Origin of the sequence: Pseudomonas sp. URIL14HWK12:I12 (assembly GCF_003097135.1) — a bacterium.
Lineage (GTDB): Bacteria > Pseudomonadota > Gammaproteobacteria > Pseudomonadales > Pseudomonadaceae > Aquipseudomonas.
Genome location: NZ_QEQL01000002.1, coordinates 291,415 through 308,329 on the forward strand (window position 1 = coordinate 291,415; position 16,915 = coordinate 308,329).

General features: G+C 65.0%; 17 protein-coding genes. 12 read left to right on the forward strand and 5 right to left on the reverse strand.

Annotated elements, in window-relative coordinates; all coding sequences use genetic code 11:
• The first annotated feature begins 46 nt into the window (after positions 1-46).
• The 8 genes from F474_RS08415 to F474_RS08450 all read left to right on the forward strand — a co-directional run bounded on the left by F474_RS08415 (position 47) and on the right by F474_RS08450 (position 7,919).
• Complete coding sequence (locus F474_RS08415) at positions 47-682, forward strand: phosphoribosylanthranilate isomerase (RefSeq protein ID WP_097085585.1); 636 nt, start codon at positions 47-49, stop codon at positions 680-682.
• Positions 683-853: 171 nt separating this feature from the next.
• Positions 854-1,750 carry an acetyl-CoA carboxylase, carboxyltransferase subunit beta gene (accD, locus tag F474_RS08420; RefSeq protein WP_097085584.1) on the forward strand — a complete coding sequence of 299 codons (897 nt, stop codon included), beginning with the start codon at positions 854-856 and terminating at the stop codon, positions 1,748-1,750.
• Positions 1,747-3,027 carry a bifunctional tetrahydrofolate synthase/dihydrofolate synthase gene (folC, locus tag F474_RS08425; RefSeq protein WP_097085583.1) on the forward strand — a complete coding sequence of 427 codons (1,281 nt, stop codon included), beginning with the start codon at positions 1,747-1,749 and terminating at the stop codon, positions 3,025-3,027. The genes accD and folC overlap by 4 nt, the downstream gene beginning before the upstream one ends.
• A 15-nt stretch (positions 3,028-3,042) precedes the next feature.
• Positions 3,043-3,723, forward strand: a complete 681-nt coding sequence (locus F474_RS08430) for an SPOR domain-containing protein (protein ID WP_097085582.1) — start codon at positions 3,043-3,045, stop codon at positions 3,721-3,723.
• A gap of 94 nt (positions 3,724-3,817) precedes the next feature.
• Positions 3,818-4,399 (forward strand): CvpA family protein, encoded by a 582-nt coding sequence (locus tag F474_RS08435; protein WP_097085581.1) that lies wholly within the window; start codon positions 3,818-3,820, stop codon positions 4,397-4,399.
• Between the two features lie 16 nt (positions 4,400-4,415).
• On the forward strand, positions 4,416-5,921 hold the full coding sequence (purF, locus tag F474_RS08440) for an amidophosphoribosyltransferase (protein WP_097085580.1): 1,506 nt from the start codon (positions 4,416-4,418) through the stop codon (positions 5,919-5,921).
• 13 nt (positions 5,922-5,934) lie between these two features.
• Positions 5,935-7,146 (forward strand): O-succinylhomoserine sulfhydrylase, encoded by a 1,212-nt coding sequence (locus F474_RS08445; protein ID WP_097085579.1) that lies wholly within the window; start codon positions 5,935-5,937, stop codon positions 7,144-7,146.
• 5 nt (positions 7,147-7,151) lie between these two features.
• Positions 7,152-7,919, forward strand: coding sequence for an SDR family oxidoreductase (locus F474_RS08450; protein ID WP_371916153.1), 768 nt, complete (start codon positions 7,152-7,154; stop codon positions 7,917-7,919).
• On the opposite strand, the gene F474_RS08455 is transcribed toward F474_RS08450, so the two are convergent.
• A complete protein-coding gene (locus F474_RS08455; protein ID WP_097085577.1) occupies positions 7,910-8,653 on the reverse strand; it encodes a phosphatase PAP2 family protein in 744 nt (247 codons plus the stop codon). The genes F474_RS08450 and F474_RS08455 overlap by 10 nt on opposite strands.
• 177 nt (positions 8,654-8,830) lie before the next feature.
• Here F474_RS08455 and colR point away from each other — a divergent pair, with 177 nt between their 5' ends.
• The 4 genes from colR to F474_RS08475 all read left to right on the forward strand — a co-directional run bounded on the left by colR (position 8,831) and on the right by F474_RS08475 (position 11,810).
• Positions 8,831-9,514 (forward strand): two-component system response regulator ColR, encoded by a 684-nt coding sequence (colR, locus tag F474_RS08460; RefSeq protein WP_097085576.1) that lies wholly within the window; start codon positions 8,831-8,833, stop codon positions 9,512-9,514.
• Entirely contained in the window at positions 9,504-10,790 is a 1,287-nt protein-coding gene (locus F474_RS08465; protein WP_097085575.1) for a HAMP domain-containing sensor histidine kinase, read from the forward strand. The genes colR and F474_RS08465 overlap by 11 nt, the downstream gene beginning before the upstream one ends.
• A 115-nt stretch (positions 10,791-10,905) precedes the next feature.
• Positions 10,906-11,586, forward strand: coding sequence for a lipopolysaccharide kinase InaA family protein (locus F474_RS08470; RefSeq protein ID WP_097085574.1), 681 nt, complete (start codon positions 10,906-10,908; stop codon positions 11,584-11,586).
• Entirely contained in the window at positions 11,586-11,810 is a 225-nt protein-coding gene (locus tag F474_RS08475; RefSeq protein ID WP_097085573.1) for a hypothetical protein, read from the forward strand. Before F474_RS08470 ends, F474_RS08475 begins: the two co-directional genes overlap by 1 nt.
• A 53-nt stretch (positions 11,811-11,863) precedes the next feature.
• Here the strand turns inward: F474_RS08475 and F474_RS08480 are convergent, their stop codons facing one another.
• From F474_RS08480 to F474_RS08495, 4 genes are read right to left on the reverse strand one after another with little or no spacing between them, the layout of a single operon-like run.
• The gene (locus F474_RS08480) at positions 11,864-12,946 is read right to left on the reverse strand and encodes a DUF1513 domain-containing protein (protein WP_097085572.1); all 1,083 of its coding nucleotides are present in this window, start codon (positions 12,944-12,946) and stop codon (positions 11,864-11,866) included.
• Positions 12,947-12,948: 2 nt separating this feature from the next.
• Positions 12,949-14,010: an imelysin family protein gene (locus tag F474_RS08485; protein WP_097085571.1), complete on the reverse strand. Its 1,062-nt coding sequence runs from the start codon at positions 14,008-14,010 to the stop codon at positions 12,949-12,951.
• Between the two features lie 20 nt (positions 14,011-14,030).
• Complete coding sequence (locus F474_RS08490) at positions 14,031-15,452, reverse strand: di-heme oxidoredictase family protein (protein ID WP_097085570.1); 1,422 nt, start codon at positions 15,450-15,452, stop codon at positions 14,031-14,033.
• Positions 15,453-15,483: 31 nt separating this feature from the next.
• Positions 15,484-16,806, reverse strand: a complete 1,323-nt coding sequence (locus F474_RS08495) for an imelysin family protein (protein WP_097085569.1) — start codon at positions 16,804-16,806, stop codon at positions 15,484-15,486.
• Between the last annotated feature and the right edge of the window lie 109 nt (positions 16,807-16,915).

The following is a 16,915-nucleotide window of genomic DNA, read 5'->3' on the forward strand; positions in this document are numbered from 1 at the left end:
GGGTTTGCTACTATCCGGCCCTTCTTTGCAGGCAGAGTTTTCCTTTATGGCCGCTGTTCGCAGCAAAATCTGTGGCATCACCCGCGTGGAAGACGCCCTCGCGGCGGCCCAGGCGGGCGCCGATGCCATCGGCCTGGTGTTCTACGCCAAAAGCCCGCGAGCCGTCACGCTCGCGCGCGCCAGGGCGATCGTGCAGGCGCTGCCCCCCTTCGTGACCACAGTGGGCCTGTTCGTCAACGCCAGCCGGTGCGAGCTTGGGGAGATTCTCGACGCCGTGCCTCTGGACCTGCTGCAGTTCCATGGCGATGAAACCCCCGCCCAGTGCGAAGGCCACGGCCGCCCCTGGGTCAAGGCACTGCGCGTGCGTGCCGGTGACGACATCGCCGCTGCCTGCCAGGCCTACCGCGCCGCTGGCGCCCGCGGTGTGCTGCTCGACACCTTTGTAGAGGGCGTGCCAGGCGGTACCGGGCAGGCGTTCGACTGGTCGCTGGTACCTGCCGACCTGGGCATGCCGGTGATCCTCGCCGGCGGCCTCACGCCGGCCAACGTCGGCCAGGCCATTGCTCAGGTCAAGCCGTGGGCAGTAGACGTCAGCGGCGGCGTGGAGGCGTCCAAGGGCATCAAGGATGCGGCACTGATCACTGCATTCACCTCGGCGGTGCGACAAGCGGCGGCGAATTGAGCACATGTGACGGCAGGCAAGGCTGGGCCGTCCACACATTTCAATACGGTGATGGCCAGCGGCCGTTACCTTGATTTATCGGGTGGCGCCTTGGCGCAACCATGCCCGACACACACCCAAGGCCGGGGCACCTGGCTTAAACGGCAGCCCCGTTACTGGAGATGAGCAAGCATGAGCAACTGGCTGGTAGACAAACTGATCCCTTCGATCATGCGTTCGGAGGTGAAGAAGAGCTCGGTTCCCGAGGGGCTCTGGCATAAATGCCCGTCCTGCGAGGCCGTGCTGTACCGGCCCGAGCTGGAAAAAACCCTCGATGTATGCCCCAAGTGCAACCATCACATGCGCATCGGCGCCCGCCAGCGTCTGGACATCTTCCTGGATGAGCAAGGTCGCGAAGAGCTGGGGGTCGACCTGGAGCCGGTGGACCGCCTGAAATTCCGCGACAGCAAGAAGTACAAGGATCGCCTGGTCGGTGCGCAGAAACAGACCGGCGAAAAGGATGCTCTGATCTCCATGACCGGCACCCTGATGGGCCTGCCGGTGGTGTGCAGCGCATTCGAGTTCAGCTTCATGGGCGGCTCCATGGGCGCCATCGTTGGGGAGCGCTTCGTGCGCGCGGCCAACTACGCGTTGGAAAATCGCTGCCCGATGATCTGCTTCTCCGCCTCCGGTGGTGCACGCATGCAGGAAGCGCTGATCTCCCTGATGCAGATGGCCAAGACCTCCGCCGTGCTGGCCCGTTTGCGTGAAGAAGGCATTCCGTTCATCTCGGTGCTGACCGACCCCGTCTACGGCGGTGTATCGGCGAGCCTGGCGATGCTGGGCGATGTCATCGTCGGGGAGCCCAAGGCGCTGATCGGCTTTGCCGGCCCGCGGGTCATCGAACAGACCGTTCGCGAAAAACTGCCAGAAGGTTTCCAGCGAAGCGAGTTCCTGCTCGACCACGGCGCGATCGACCTGATCATTTCCCGTAGCGAGCTGCGCCCGCGCCTGGCTCGCCTGCTGGCCCAGATGACCAACCAACCCACACCCGTGCAAGCCAACGTGCCGGTCCCTGCCGAGGTATGACCGAACGCACACTGGCGCAGTGGCTGGCTTGGCTCGAGCAACTGCACCCCTCTGCCATCGATATGGGCCTGGAACGTTCGCGCCAGGTCATGCAGCACCTGGGGCTCGAGCGCCTGGCACCGTGCCAGGTGGTCGTGACCGGTACCAATGGCAAGGGCTCCACCTGCGCCATGCTGGCAAGCTTGCTCAGCGCGCAAGGGCTGAAGGTGGGCGTTTACAGCTCCCCGCACCTGCTCACCTACAATGAGCGGGTGAGGCTGAACGGTACGCTGGCGACCGATCAGGCCTTGTGTGAAGCCTTCGCAGCGGTTGAGGCCGCGCGCGGCGACATCACCCTGACCTATTTCGAAATGGGCACCCTGGCCGCGTTCTGGCTATTCGCTCGCGCCGGGCTGGACGCCGTGGTGCTCGAAGTGGGCCTGGGCGGGCGCCTCGATACCGTGAACCTGGTCGATGCCGACCTTGCCTTGGTGACCAGCATCGGCCTGGATCACGCCGAATACCTGGGCGATACCCGCGAATCGGTGGCGTTCGAGAAGGCCGGTATCTTCCGCGCGGGTGTGCCCGCGCTGGTCGGTGATCTCGACCCGCCCGCTCCATTGCTTGAGCAAGCGCGAGTGCTGGGCTGCCCGGTGTCGTTACGTGGCCGGGATTACGACCTTCAGGTGGGCACCGGGCAGTGGAGCTGGCGCGGCAAGGGCCGTGACGGCTTGCCGCTGGCCCTGCAGGGCCTTGCGCTACTTGACCTGCCCATGGAAAACGCCGCCTTGGCGCTGCAGGGTTACGCCCAGTTGGGCTTGGCCTGGGAGCCCGAGGTGATTGCACAGGCCCTGGGTGCTGCGCGTGTGACCGGCCGGCTCGACCGGCGCGAGGTGCTCTGGCAGGGCCGCAAGGTGCAGTTGATGCTGGATGTGGGCCACAACCCGCACGCTGCGCACTACCTGCGCCAACGGTTGCTGGCCCGCCCGGTCGCCGGGCAGCGCACGGCGGTGTTCGGTTTGCTGGCCGACAAAGACCTGCAAGGCGTGGTCGAGCCGCTGGCCGTCACGTTCTCGCGTTGGTCGGTAGCGCCCTTGCCCACGCCCCGCAGCCGCCCGGCCGTAGAGCTTGCGCAGGTATTGGCGAACCTTGGTGCCAACGTAGCGTCTCATGACAGCGTCGCCGCTGCGCTCGCCTTCGAGTGCGAGCGGGCGGGCGAGGGCGATGAGATCGTTGTGTTCGGTTCGTTTTTCTGTGTGGCCCAGGCGCTTGAGTGGCTGGGCGAGCGGTCGGAGTAGGGAGGCCCTTGGGCGATGCTCGATAGCGTGGTCAAGCAGCGGATGGTTGGCGCCGTGGTGCTGATAGCCCTGGCGGTGATCTTTTTGCCGATGCTGTTCAGCCGGCCGGATGAAATGCGTCAGGTGCGTGTGGATGCGCCGGCAGCGCCGAGCGCGCCTGCATTGGCGCAGGTCAAGGTCGAGCCGGTAGCGGTGCCTGAGAACTCGCCTGTGGCACCGCCTGCCGGCAGCGAGCAGGCCCAGGCCGATGCGCAGCCGATCACGACGGCGCCCAGCATGCCGGTCGCTCCAGCGCAGCCGGTTGCCAGCAAGCAGGCGCAAACTGCCCCGGCCGCCCGGGCCACCACGCCGTTGCCGGTGCCTCCAGCACCGCCAGCGCAGCCCGTGCAGGCTACCGCACCGGTCGCCGGTGTGTCGGCCAAGCCCGACGGCAACGCCAAGCTCGATACCAACGGTGTACCGGTCAGCTGGGCTATCCAGGTTGCCAGCTTGTCGACCCGTTCGGGGGCCGAAGGGTTGCAGAGCCGCCTGCGTACCCAGGGCTACAACGCCTATGTTCGCTCGGCAGATGGCAAGAACCGGGTGTTCGTGGGGCCAGTGATCGAGCGGGCCGAAGCCGACCGCCTGCGCACTACCCTCAATCGCCAGCTGCAGCTCAACGGCCTGGTGGTGCGCTTCGAGCCCGAGAAGTCCTGATAGGTTCTGGCCGTCGCCGCGATTTGAATCCGCCATCGCCGGAACCTGTTACCTCTGGTAAAATGCGCCGCCTCATCCGTCAACGGGCTGCGCCGTGGCATTTACTTGGGTCGACTGGGCGATCGTGGCGATCGTCGCCGTCTCCGCTCTGATCAGTTTGAAGCGAGGCTTCGTCAAGGAAGCTCTGTCGCTGGTTACCTGGATCATTGCCGGCGGCGTGGCGTGGATGTTCGGTGGCGGCCTGGCGCCGTATCTGGAGAACTACATCCAAACCCCGTCCGCCCGCGTCATTGTCGGTTGCGCACTCTTGTTCCTGGCCACCCTGCTGGTTGGGGCGTTGGTCAATTTCCTCATCGGTGAACTGATCCGCGTGACCGGCCTGTCCGGCACCGATCGATTCCTGGGCATGGTGTTCGGCGCCGCTCGGGGAGGTTTGCTGGTGGTAGTGGCCGCCGGGCTGCTCAGCCTGGGGCCGGTCCAGCAGGATGTCTGGTGGCAGCAATCCCAGCTGTTGCCGCGGTTTCTGCTGGTTGCCGACTGGTCTAAAAACCTCATTGTGGGCAAGACCAGCCAATGGATGAACGACGGCACCGTGCCGCCGGTCACCATTCCGTTCAAGGACCAGTTGCTCCCTGCCCAGAAGGCACCGGAGCCGCAGGCCGTTCAGGTTCATTAAACAGGGGTTGTGTCGCATGTGTGGCATCGTCGGTATCGTCGGTAAGTCGAACGTCAATCAGGCGCTGTATGACGCGTTAACCGTCCTGCAGCATCGCGGCCAGGACGCTGCCGGTATTGTCACCAGCCATGACGGCCGCCTGTTCCTGCGCAAGGACAACGGCCTGGTGCGCGATGTCTTCCAGCAGCGCCACATGCAGCGGCTGGTGGGCAACATGGGTATCGGCCATGTGCGTTACCCGACGGCAGGCAGCTCCACTTCGGCCGAAGCCCAGCCGTTCTACGTCAACTCGCCCTATGGCATCACCCTGGCGCACAACGGCAACCTGACCAACGCCGAGCAGCTGTCCAAGGAGATCTACGAGTCTGACCTGCGCCATGTGAACACCAGCTCCGACTCCGAAGTGCTGCTGAACGTGTTTGCCCATGAGCTGGCAGTGCGGGGCAAGCTGCAGCCCACCGAAGAAGACGTGTTCGCTGCCGTAAAAGACGTGCACAAGCGCTGCCGCGGTGGCTACGCCGTGGTGGCGATGATCACCGGCTACGGCATCGTCGGTTTCCGCGACCCCAACGCCATCCGCCCGATCGTGTTCGGCCAGCGCCATACCGACGAAGGCGTCGAGTACATGATCGCCTCCGAGAGCGTGGCGCTGGACGTGCTGGGTTTCACTCTGATTCGCGACCTCGCCCCAGGCGAGGCGGTGTACATCACCGAAGACGGCCAGTTGCACACCCGCCAGTGCGCGCCCAACCCTCATTACGCCCCTTGCATCTTCGAGCATGTGTACCTGGCCCGCCCCGATTCGATCATCGACGGCATCTCGGTGTACAAGGCCCGCCTGCGCATGGGCGAGAAGCTTGCCGAGAAGATCCTGCGCGAGCGCCCTGATCACGACATCGACGTGGTCATCCCGATCCCGGACACCAGCCGCACCTCGGCGCTCGAGCTGGCCAACCAGCTGGGCGTGAAGTTCCGCGAGGGCTTCGTCAAGAACCGCTACATCGGGCGCACTTTCATCATGCCCGGCCAGGCGGCGCGCAAGAAATCGGTGCGGCAGAAGCTCAATGCCATCGAGCTGGAATTCCGCGGCAAGAACGTCATGCTCGTCGACGATTCGATCGTGCGCGGCACCACGTGCAAGCAGATCATCCAGATGGCCCGCGAAGCCGGCGCCAAGAATGTCTATTTCTGCTCCGCAGCCCCAGCGGTGCGCTTCCCCAACGTCTACGGCATCGACATGCCGAGCCCCCATGAGCTTATCGCGCACAACCGCACCACTCAGCAGGTGGCCGACCTGATCGGCGCCGACTGGCTGGTGTACCAGGACCTGCCTGACCTGATCGATGCGGTCGGCGGCGGCAAGGTCAAGATCGACCAGTTCGATTGCGCGGTGTTCGACGGTAATTACATCACCGGTGATATCGATGAGCGCTACCTGGCGAAAATCGACCAGGCGCGCAATGACATGGCCAAGGTGAAAACTCAGGCGGTGAGCGCGATCATCGACCTGTACAACAACTGAAGGAGCAGGCGCCATGAGTCAGGATTGGGACGCCGGGCGCCTGGACAGCGACCTCGAAGGCGTGGCCTTCGATACCCTCGCAGTCCGGGCTGGCCAGCACCGCACCCCTGAAGGTGAGCACAGCGACCCGCTGTTCTTCACCTCCAGTTATGTCTTTCGCACTGCCGCAGACGCGGCGGCGCGCTTTGCCGGTGAAGTGCCGGGCAACGTCTATTCGCGCTACACCAACCCCACGGTGCGCTCGTTCGAAGAGCGCATTGCGGCATTGGAAGGCGCCGAGCAGGCCGTGGGCTTTGCAACCGGCATGGCGGCAATCACCGGCGTGGCCATGGGCCTGTGCAGCGCGGGCGACCACGTGCTGATTTCCCAGAGCGTATTCGGCTCGACGATCAGCCTGTTCGACAAGTATTTCAAGCGCTTCGGCATCGAGGTGTCCTACGTGCCACTGGCCGATGTTGCCGCTTGGGAAAAAGCCATCAAGCCCAACACACGGCTGTTGTTTGTCGAATCGCCCTCCAACCCCTTGGCCGAGCTGGTCGACATCGCCGCCCTGGCCGAAGTGGCCCATGCCAAAGGCGCGCTGCTGGTGGTGGACAACTGCTTCAGCACCCCAGCCTTGCAACAGCCGCTGGCACTGGGCGCAGACATCGTTGTGCACTCGGCCACCAAGTTCATCGATGGCCAGGGCCGTTGCATGGGCGGCGTGGTCGCCGGCCGCGCCGAGCACATGAAGGAAATGGTCGGGGTCATCCGTACGGCAGGCTCTTCACTGAGCCCGTTCAACGCCTGGATCTTCCTCAAGGGCCTGGAAACCCTCAACCTGCGCATGCGTGCCCATTGTGCAAGCGCGCAAGCGCTGGCCGAGTGGCTCGAGCAACAGCCGGGAGTCGAAAAGGTGCACTACGCCGGCTTGCCCAGCCACCCGCAACACGCACTGGCCAAGCGCCAAATGCGCGGGTTCGGCGGCGTGCTGAGTTTCGAGGTCAAGGGCGGCAAGGCGGGTGCCTGGCGCTTCATCGATGCCACGCGGCTGGTGTCGATCACTGCCAACCTGGGCGATAGCAAAACCACCATTACCCACCCGGCCACTACCTCCCACGGCCGCCTGAGCCCGCAGGAGCGTGAAGCGGCGGGTATCCGCGACAGCCTTATCCGCCTGGCGGTCGGCCTTGAGGATGTTACCGACCTGCAGGCCGACCTGGCCCGCGGGCTGGCCGCGCTGTGATCGAAGTGGGCGCTGCCGGTGGCAGCTTCCACGATGGCCGTGTCGCATTGGTGACCGGCGCCGCACGCGGCATTGGCTTGGGCGTGGCGGCCTGGTTGATCTGCGAAGGGTGGCGGGTGGCATTGGCCGACATCGACCAGGCGCGTGGGCAGAAAGTCGCCCAGGCATTGGGTGACCGGGCGATGTTCATCGCCCTGGACGTGGCGGACGAATCACAAGCCGCAGCGGCGGTAGAGCAAACGATGGCACGCTTCGGTCGCCTCGATGCGCTGGTCAACAACGCGGCGATCGCCGATCCGCACAGCCGGCCGCTGGAGCACCTGACACTGGCACACTGGAACCGCGTGCTGGCGGTGAACCTCACCGGCGCCATGCTGCTGGCCAGGCATGCGGTGCCCTACCTGCGTGTACGCAACGGCGCCATCGTCAACATCGCCTCCACCCGGGCCGTGCAGTCTGAGCCCGACAGCGAAGCCTATGCCGCCAGCAAAGGCGGCCTGGTGGCGCTCACTCACGCACTGGCGGTCAGCCTGGGCCCGGAGATCCGCGTCAATGCCGTCAGCCCCGGCTGGATCGACGTGCGCGACAACGCCGAGCGGCGCGCCGAGCCGCTCAGCGCTGCTGACCATGCCCAACATCCGGCGGGCCGGGTCGGTACGGTGGAGGATGTAGCGGCACTGGTGGCCTGGCTGCTCTCGGCGCAGGCCAGCTTTGTGACCGGCCAGGCCTGGCAGATCGACGGCGGCATGGCCCGCAAGATGATCTACACCTGAGGCAAGTGTGCCGGGGCCTGTTTGCGGGCCTCGCCCACTCGGCGATAGAGCACCGCGTAGTAAGCCCCCAGGCAAATCAGCCAGCAGAACACGGCCGTCCACACGTTGTGCGAGAAGAAGTGGGCGCCCTGTAGCATGCGGCCTATCGAGAAGATCGACCCCAGCACCAAGGCGAACACGAACATGCCACGGGCCACGCGGGGCTTTCGGTCGCGGAATACGAAAAACAGCGCGAACAGCGTGAAGCCAGTGGCCGCATGGCCGCCCGGCCAGCACAGGCCAGGCTTGTCAGTGGCGGGCCGCGGTTGCAGCAGCTTGCTGTAGGTTTCGCTGCCTCCGAATTCCTTGAGGCTCCAAGGGCATTGCACTTGGGTCAGCTGCTTCATCGGTGTAACGAAGCTGGTTGCCAGGGCCATCGACAGTACCAGGCAACCCAGCTCGCGGCGTACTGCCTTGAGCGGCTGGATGAACAGGCTGCCGATCAAGGCTGCCAATGCCAGCAGGCCAATGGCGATGACCACCTGCTTGGCCCGGTCGTGCAAGAAGTTTTCGAGGAAATAGCTGTGCCGGCCAATGAAGTCGCCCGCTGCCGGGTCGTAGGCCAGCCGCGCCAGGTACATGTCCAGATCAGTCAGTTCCAGCAGTATCAATAAGGCGGCTATCACCAGTGGAATACCCAGCACCAGCCAAAGGTTGAGCGGGCGTGAGGGTGGCCGGGAAGGGGAGGAGGGCATGGAAGCTCCGTAAGGCAGGGGGACGGACAGCGCGCAGCCTGCGCCTGGATGTGTGGGGCCGCCGTGAACCTTGGGTAAAAAAAGCGTCAAAGCGGATGTACACTGGCGGCCGCGGCCGGTTCGGCTTAAGCTGCGCGCGCTGTTTGCACCGAACCACGCCACCACAGGGGCAATCCCATGCGAATTCTGGTCGTCGAAGACAACCGCGACATCTTGGCCAACCTTGCCGATTACCTGGGGCTCAAGGGCTACACGGTCGATTGCGCCCAGGATGGGCTGTCGGGCTTGCACTTGGCGGCCACCGAGCATTACGACCTTATCGTGCTCGACATCATGCTGCCGGGCATCGACGGCTACACCTTGTGCAAGCGCCTGCGTGAAGACGCCCGTCGTGATACGCCGGTGATCATGCTCACCGCCCGCGACCAGCTCGACGACCGGCTGCAAGGCTTTCGCAACGGCGCCGACGACTATCTGGTCAAGCCCTTCGCACTGTCCGAGCTGGCGGCTCGCATCGAGGCGGTCATGCGCCGCGCCCAAGGGGGAGGCCGGCGTTCGTTGCAGGTGGGCGACCTGATCTACGACCTCGACACACTGGAAGTCACCCGGGCGGGCAAGCTGCTCAAGCTCAACCCCGTCGGCCTCAAGCTGCTGGCGGTGCTGATGCAAAAAAGCCCGCACGTGCTGCGCCGCGAGGTGCTCGAAGAGGCCTTGTGGGGTGATGACTGCCCCGACAGCGACAGCTTGCGCAGCCACGTGCACCAGCTGCGCCAAGTGATCGACAAGCCGTTCGACAAACCGCTGCTGCACACCGTGCATGGCGTGGGCTACCGCCTGACCGAGGGCCGGGATGGAGTTTAAGCAGAGCCTTGCACAGCGCATCATCATCGCTTTTGCGTTGATGAGCGCGCTGGTCGCCGGGGCTTTCGCAGTGGGCATCGTCGCTACGGTGCACCTGGTGGAGGAAAAGCTCATTTCCGCCGGCCTGGGCGGCGATCTTCAGCGCTTGTTGATGATGGACAGCATCAGCGACTGGAACCATCGCCCCGAGCCCGACCAGCTGTTCTATTTCAGCGGCGGCCAGGGTGACTTCGAGCTGCCCAAGGATCTGCGCCATCTTAGCCCGGGTTTTCATGAGGTTTTCCGTGGCGACCTGTCGTACCACGCGATGGTGCAGGTGGTAGACGGCCGGCGCTACGTGCTCCTGCAAGATCAAAGTGACTTCGAAGAGCGCGAACGAATTCTTTTTGCCGTCGTGCTGATCGGTTTTGTGCTGAGCCTGGCCTTGGCGGTGTTCCTCGGTTGGCTGCTGGCGCGTAGGGTGATGGCTCCGGTGATCCGGCTGGCGCGCCAGGTTCGCCACCGTGACCAGCTCTTGGGCCTGGCCCCGCCACTGGCACCGGACTATGCCGCCGACGAAGTAGGGCAATTGGCGGTGGCGTTCGATGCCACCTTGGGCCGGCTGCGCGAGGCGCTCAACCGCGAGCGGCTGTTCACCAGCGATGTGAGCCATGAGCTGCGTACCCCCCTGATGGTGCTGGCCACCTCCTGCGAGTTGTTGCTCGCCAGCCCGTTGCTCGACGAGCGCTCACGCAAGCAAGTGGAGCGCATCACCCGCGCCTGTGAAGACATGCGAGAGCTGGTGCAGACCTTCCTGATGCTTGCGCGCGCGCAACGAAACGACGCGCTGGCCGCCAAGGCGACGCTCAGCCAAGTCGCCGCTGACCTCGCCGCGCAGTGGCAGACGCAGATCGAGGCCAAAGGGCTGGCCTTGCACGTGGAGCGGCCCGAGGCCACCGAGGGTGCCGTCACTTATAACGCTACCTTTTTGCAGACCGTGATGAGCAACTTGTTGCGCAATGCGCTGCACTACACCGAACAGGGCTATATCCGACTGGCGGTCGAAGGCACCGAGTTTGTCGTCGAAGACAGCGGCGTGGGCATTCCCAAAGATAAACGCGAAGCGATGTTCAAGCCATTTGTGCGCGGTACCGAAAAGCGCGGCGAGGGCCTCGGCCTGGGCCTTTCGCTGGTACAGCGGATCTGTTCCGACCAAGGTTGGTCGGTCGACCTTGCGCATATGCAGCCCCATGGCTGCCGATTCACCGTGAACCTAGCGCCCGCTACGCCAACGTAAGCGGTAGTACCTCGAAACATTTTTTTCACATGACCGTAACTTTTCGAGTACGCCATGGCTCCTATGGTGCTAACCACAAAAAGTTCCGTGCGCATGGGCTCGAGGGATCAACACAATGGCAATAGCTAGCTTCCAGGACTACTGGGCGCGCCAGGGGGAGTGGGTAGAAGAACCCAACCGCCGCCGCGGCGGCGAGAGTGGTGTGCAGCGAATCTACGATGAAGACCACCTGCTGTACGTCAAGCGCCAGGTGGGGCATATCTATCGCAGCCCGCTGCACCCCTTCGGCAGGCCAACAGTGCTCCGCGAACGGGATGCACTGACGGGGGTGGCCAACCTCAACGTAAGGGTGCCTGCGCTCAAGTTCTGCGAAGCCCAGCGCGACCACCAGGCTGGTTGGCGCGCGCTGCTGGTGACCGAATCGCTCGATGGGTTCGAGGAATATACCCACTGGCTGGAAGGCGGTGGCCGGGAGCGCCTGGGCGAGTGGGTGCATGAGCGTTTCCTTCAGGATCTAGCGCAGAACCTGGCCCGTATGCACCGCGGCCGCTGGCAGCACAACTGCCTGTACATCAAGCATGTGTTCATTCGCGTTCAGGTCGATGGCCCGGAACTGAGCGTGGAAGCTGCGTTGCTTGATTTCGAAAAGTGCCGCCGAGTGTTTAGCGCCCAGCGCGCCGCCTCACATGACTTGAAGCAATTGCGCCGCCATTCGTCATTCAGTGATGCCGATTGGGCAAAACTGCTCTACTTTTACGAGGCAGCGTTTGGCAGCGTTGTCAAAGGGTTGGAGTGATGAATATAAAAATCGCGCGTGCAGCCTTCGTGCTCACGGGCCTGGCGGTCACCGGTGCCGCCATGGCGGCTTGGCATCAGCCGGGCCCTGCGATCCTCACTGCCGCGCATGGAGAGGGCTTGTGCCATCTTCCGCGCGTGCAGCAGAGCCAAGCGGCAATGAAGCCTGACTCAGACCTGCTGTTGTTGGTCTACGGCTTGGCCCAGGGGACCAGAGCGCAATAAGAAAACGAGCACCCGTACACCGCCATCGCCCAGCCTTGCTGGGCGATGGCGTTTCAGGCCACCTGATGCAGGTGGTTGTCCCAGCCGCCCGAGGGCAGCGTCAATGCGCTGGCCTGGATCACCTCGCCACTGCAGCGGTAATGCCGGCAGCGCCCTTGCCCAGAACTCACGACGAACCCGTCGGCCACGGCGGCCACACCTGCGCAGTCCGGTACCTGTGCTTCAAGCACCGGCGCACCGCTGTCCAGCGCCCAGATAAACAAACGGTTGGCCCGGGGCGCGGTCAAGGCGACCAGCCGCAGTGAATCGTGCACGGCCACGCTGGCCGTGTACTGAGCCATATTGCGCAGCTGCGCATCGCCCACCGGGAAGGCCTCGAACGACTGCCCGGGCCGTTTGATCGCCAGTAGCGGCGCCAGGTCGTCGCTGGCGCCCATGTACTGCTGGCAGGCCAGGATCGTGCCGTCGGCTGCAACGGCCAGGTGGCGGATGCTGTTCATGGGCAGCGCCAGCGTCTCCTTCGATAGCAGCCGGCCGGCACGGTCCATCAGTACCAGGCTCGGTTCCATGGCCTGAAGGTTCATTTCCACGCGGCTTTCGGCTTCGGTGCGGATGCCGCCGTTGGCGACCACGAGGGTTTCACCGTCCGGCATCCAGCTGACCTCGTGCGGGCCGAGGCCATGGGTCGGCACTTCACCTTCGCGGGTGAGCCCGTTCGCCTGGAAGCGATAAACGCCCAATACCCCGCGGCCCGGGTCGCTGGTGTCGTTTTCCGTGGCATACAGCCATTCTCCCCCTGCGTGCAGGGCCGCGTGGCCGTAGAAATGCCGCCCACTGGGCGTGGCCAGCCGCTGCAGCAGCCGCCCGTTGCGCAAGTCGATCAGGTAGCTTTCACAGCCGGGGCGGCGAGCGACCCACAGCGCGAATGGCAAGTGAGGATGATCGACCACGGCGTGGCAGCGCAGCGGCACCTCGGTAGCGAACAGCACGCGCCCATCGAGCCGGCACGCGACGGCGTAATGCCGCCCCTGGGCGTCGTCGCGTGCCGAGAGCAACATCGGCGCGCGGCCTTTGCGGCCCGGCAGCAGCCGCCCTACCAGGGCGAGGGCACCCTCAAGAAGGTTTGGCATGGCCATGGTCAGTCCCCGTCGTTGGCATTGAAGCCCAGCTGGATGCCCAGCGCCCGTGCCAGCTCGCCTTCGTGCAGGCGATGGACGTTATTGAGGCTGTCATAGAGGTGCTTGAGTTGGCTCAGGCCATCCGGGCTTTGCAGCATGTTCGACAGGCGCTGATCCGGCTCCAGCAGGCTCAGCGCCGCCGCGTAGGCGCTGTCGATGCGCTCGGCGACCGCCTTGTGTTCCTTGGGCAGCAGGCCCTTGAAGCCCTGGCCGTCGACGCCGTCCCACACGGCCCTGGCCGCTTCCAGACCCGCCCGCAGGCTCGACAGCGAAGCGTCGCTGCGCCAGGCCTCGGCCTGGAACGGCTGAACCACGCCCTTGGTTTGCCTGCCCATGGGCGCACCGAGTTTCTTTTTCAGCGTGTCCAGCGCGGTGACCTGTGCCCGTAACAGGTCGGCCAGCGCCTCGTGGGCATCGGCATAGCGGTCGTTGGGAAACTGCGTCAATTGCGAGAGCATCCCGCCCTGGCGGTTCCAGGCCGCCAAGATGTCTTCGGCCAGGGCCTTTTGGCGTTCGCCGATGGCGATCAGCAACGGGCAGTAGCGCGCCTTGCGCGCCGGGTCGGCCAGCTCGGGCTGGCTGTCGTAGAGAATGTATTCGTACGCCGAGAGGCCCTGGATCACTACGCTGCCCTGGGCCAGGCTAGCGACATCCACCGGCGTGCCACTGGCCAGGAGTTGCTCGACCTGGCGGCCTACCAGGTTTTTCTTGTCTGGCCAGAACTGCACCGCCCAGGCGCGATTGCCTTCGGCCAGAGGGCCGACCAGCATCGGTTGCAGCGCGGCCCAGGCACGCTGGGCCGTGAGGTAATCAGCCCGCGCCTGGGCCAGTGCCTCACGCCCCTCGCAGAAGGCCAGGGCGCTGGCGGCCAATTGACGGTCGGCAGCCAGCCACTGGCTGTAGCCGGGAAGGATCACCTGCTTGGCCAAGGCCGCGCTGGTGCTCGCTTCGCGATCCTGGGGTGCACAAGCGCCCAGGGCCAGGGCAGCGAGGCTGGTGAACAAGAGTTTGGGGCGAAACATGGCAAGGGCTCCCGAGAGCGTTAAAGTGAGTCGAGAAAAGCCAGCAGCGCGGCGCGCTGGCGGGCGTCGAACGTCAGTACCTGCTGGCGCGCCGCCTCGGCCTCGCCGCCGTGCCAGAGCACGGCCTCCAAAGGGTCGCGGGCACGCCCATCGTGCAGCAGCTGGTAATGGCCGCTGACCGCGCGGGTCAGGCCAAGGCCCCAGAGCGGCGCGGTGCGCCAGTCACGGGGGCCGGCCTGAAACTCACCGCGGCCGTCGGCAAGCCCGGCCCCCATGTCGTGCAGCAGCAGGTCGGTATAGGGCCAGATGGTCTGCCCGGCCAGGGACGGCTCGGCCGCGTCGGAGGCGGTCACCCAGCGGGGTACATGGCAGCCTTGGCAGCCAGCCTGCTGAAACAGCTGCTTGCCTTCGAGCACCGCCCTCTGGGCTGCCGCCGGGCGGCCGGGCACCGCCAGATGGCGGGTATAGAACAACAGCAGCCTGCGAATGTTGTCGCTGACCTCGCCTTCGCCGTCCGGCCCGTCGCCAGGGGTGGCCTGCTTGCAGGCGACCTGCGCTGCGGTGCAGTTCTGCGCCGGTAGCAACGCGCTGGTCAGGCCCATGTCCGACAGCGCTGCATGAGCGTTCTGCTGGTCAAGGTTGGGCTGGCCGGCTTTCCAGCCAAACCTGCCGAGCACGGTTTGGCCCTTGGCGTCATCCCAGACGTAATTGGGCCGGCCCTGCAGGCCCAATGCGGGCTGGCGTGCGGCCTGGGCCTGCAGGTCTGCCTGCGGGATCGCTTCGAGCAGGCCCAGGCCGATCATCGGCGGCGCGATGCGTGCCGACAGCTGCGTGGCCGGATGCAGCGGCCCATAGCCAAGGCGGTCGATGGTCAACACGGGCTTGCGCAGGCGCACCTCGAAACCGTCGGCGAAGTGAACGGGGTGTTCGCTGTAACTCACACGTACGCGCCCCTCCGGCGGCACGCCTGGAATGGCCTGGTCTTGCAATTGGGTCCCGTAGACAGGCTCGGGCTCTACGCCCATCGTACGCAGCGTGGCAGCGCTGCCAGGGCCCGGCGGGATAGCCAGCCTGACCAGAATCGATACCGCATTGAGCGCGCCCGGCTCAGGGGGGTGGCCGCGGCCGTTGCGCACATGGCATGCCTGGCAGGCATTGGCGTTGTACAACGGCCCCAGGCCGTCGCGCGCGGTGGTGGTGGAAGGCGCAATCACCCAGGGGTTGCGAAAGAACGAACGGCCGACGCTGAAGTCGAGCCGTTGCTCGGCGGTCAGGTTGGCCGCGGGCAACGAAAAGGCAAGCCGGTCGCTGCGCTGCACCGTGGTTGCGCCACCGGGGTGGGTTTCGCCGGGCTGCACAGCGCCCATGGGCGGGAGCTTGTCGCAGCCACCTAGAGAGATGGCCAGCCACAGGGCTGGCCAGAAGGCGAAGAATCGGCGCATCAAGGTACGGAGCAGCCCACCCGGGCGGGCCTCAGAAGGTGTGGTCGGCGGTGTCGGGGCTCAGGTCGCTGATGCCCAGCTTGCCTGCTGCCTGCTCGATGGCGCTGGTCTGCTTGACCAGCGCGGCGATGGCATCGCGCACCTGTTGGTTGCCTGCGTTATTACCGGGTGCGATCAACTGGTCGAAGTGCTCACCTTGGTTGGCCTTGTTGACCAGCACCTGCATTTTCGCCTCGGTGTCGGCCAGGTCGGCCTTTAGCGCGGCATCGGTGGCAGCATCGGCCTTGGCGACCAATTGCGACAGGCTTGGGCCGGCCAGCTTGCTGCCGTCCAGGCGTGTGTATTCGCCCAGGTATACGTTGCGGATGCCCTTGGCGTTCCAGAACGCCGAGTTGTGGGTGTTATCACTGAAGCAGTCGTGTTCATCTTCAGGTGAGTTGGCCTCCAGGGCGACCTTCATCCGCTCGCCGGCCAGCTCACCCAGCGACAGGCTGCCCATGCCGAACAGCATCTTGCGCAGCCCAGCCTCGCCGGGCTCGGCCAGCAAACTGGCGCGGTAGTTGTCGGCCTTGCCCGGCGCCCATTGCTCGACCATTTCCTGCAAATCGCTGACCAGTAGCTGGGTCACGGCTTTGAGGTAATCGCGGCGGCGGTCGTTGTGCCCGCCAGTGGCGCCTGCGCCTTCCAGGTAGTCGGAGGCGGGGCGGTTGCCTGCGCCGGGGCCGGTGCCATTGAGGTCCTGGCCCCAGAGCAGGAATTCGATGGCGTGGTAACCGGTGGCGACGTTGGCCTCCGAGCCGCCTACCTCGTTGAGACTGGCGAGCAGTTGTGGGGTGATCTTGCCGGCGTCGAGGGTGTCTTCACCGATCTGGATATGCGTGTTGGCGATGATATTGGCTTTTCCGGCCGGGTTGCCAAGGGCCTGCTCGTAGCCCTCGTCGACGTAGTCGATCAGGCCTTCGTCCAGCGGCCAGGCATTCACCTGGCCTTCCCAGTCGTCGATGAGGGTGTTGCCAAAGCGGAACACTTCACTCTGCAGGTACGCTGGGCGAGCATCGAGCCACGCCTGGCGCGCGGCTTTCAACGTGGCGTCGGAGGGGCTGGCGAGCAGGGCGTCGATGGTCACCTGCAGCTTTTGCGCGCCGGTGAGCGAATCGCTGAACACCGCGTGGACCATTTCCGCATAGTGCGCTACCACCGCCTTGCTGCTTGCCTCGGCAGGCGTGGTGGCCGGCGCTGAAGCCGCGGCGGGCGCCTGCGCCACAGGTTTGGTGGTGTCTTTGCTGTCACCGCAGCCGCTGAGCGCAACGGCGATGGCCAGCAAGCTGGCCGCGGCCAATGGGGTACGATTCATTAAGAAATCCTGCATCAATGGTGGTAACTGGCGGGGGCCCCCCGAGCGGCCGACATGATGCGAAGGATTTTCATTTGACGCTAGATGAAGGAAACCTCAGGTTACAAAA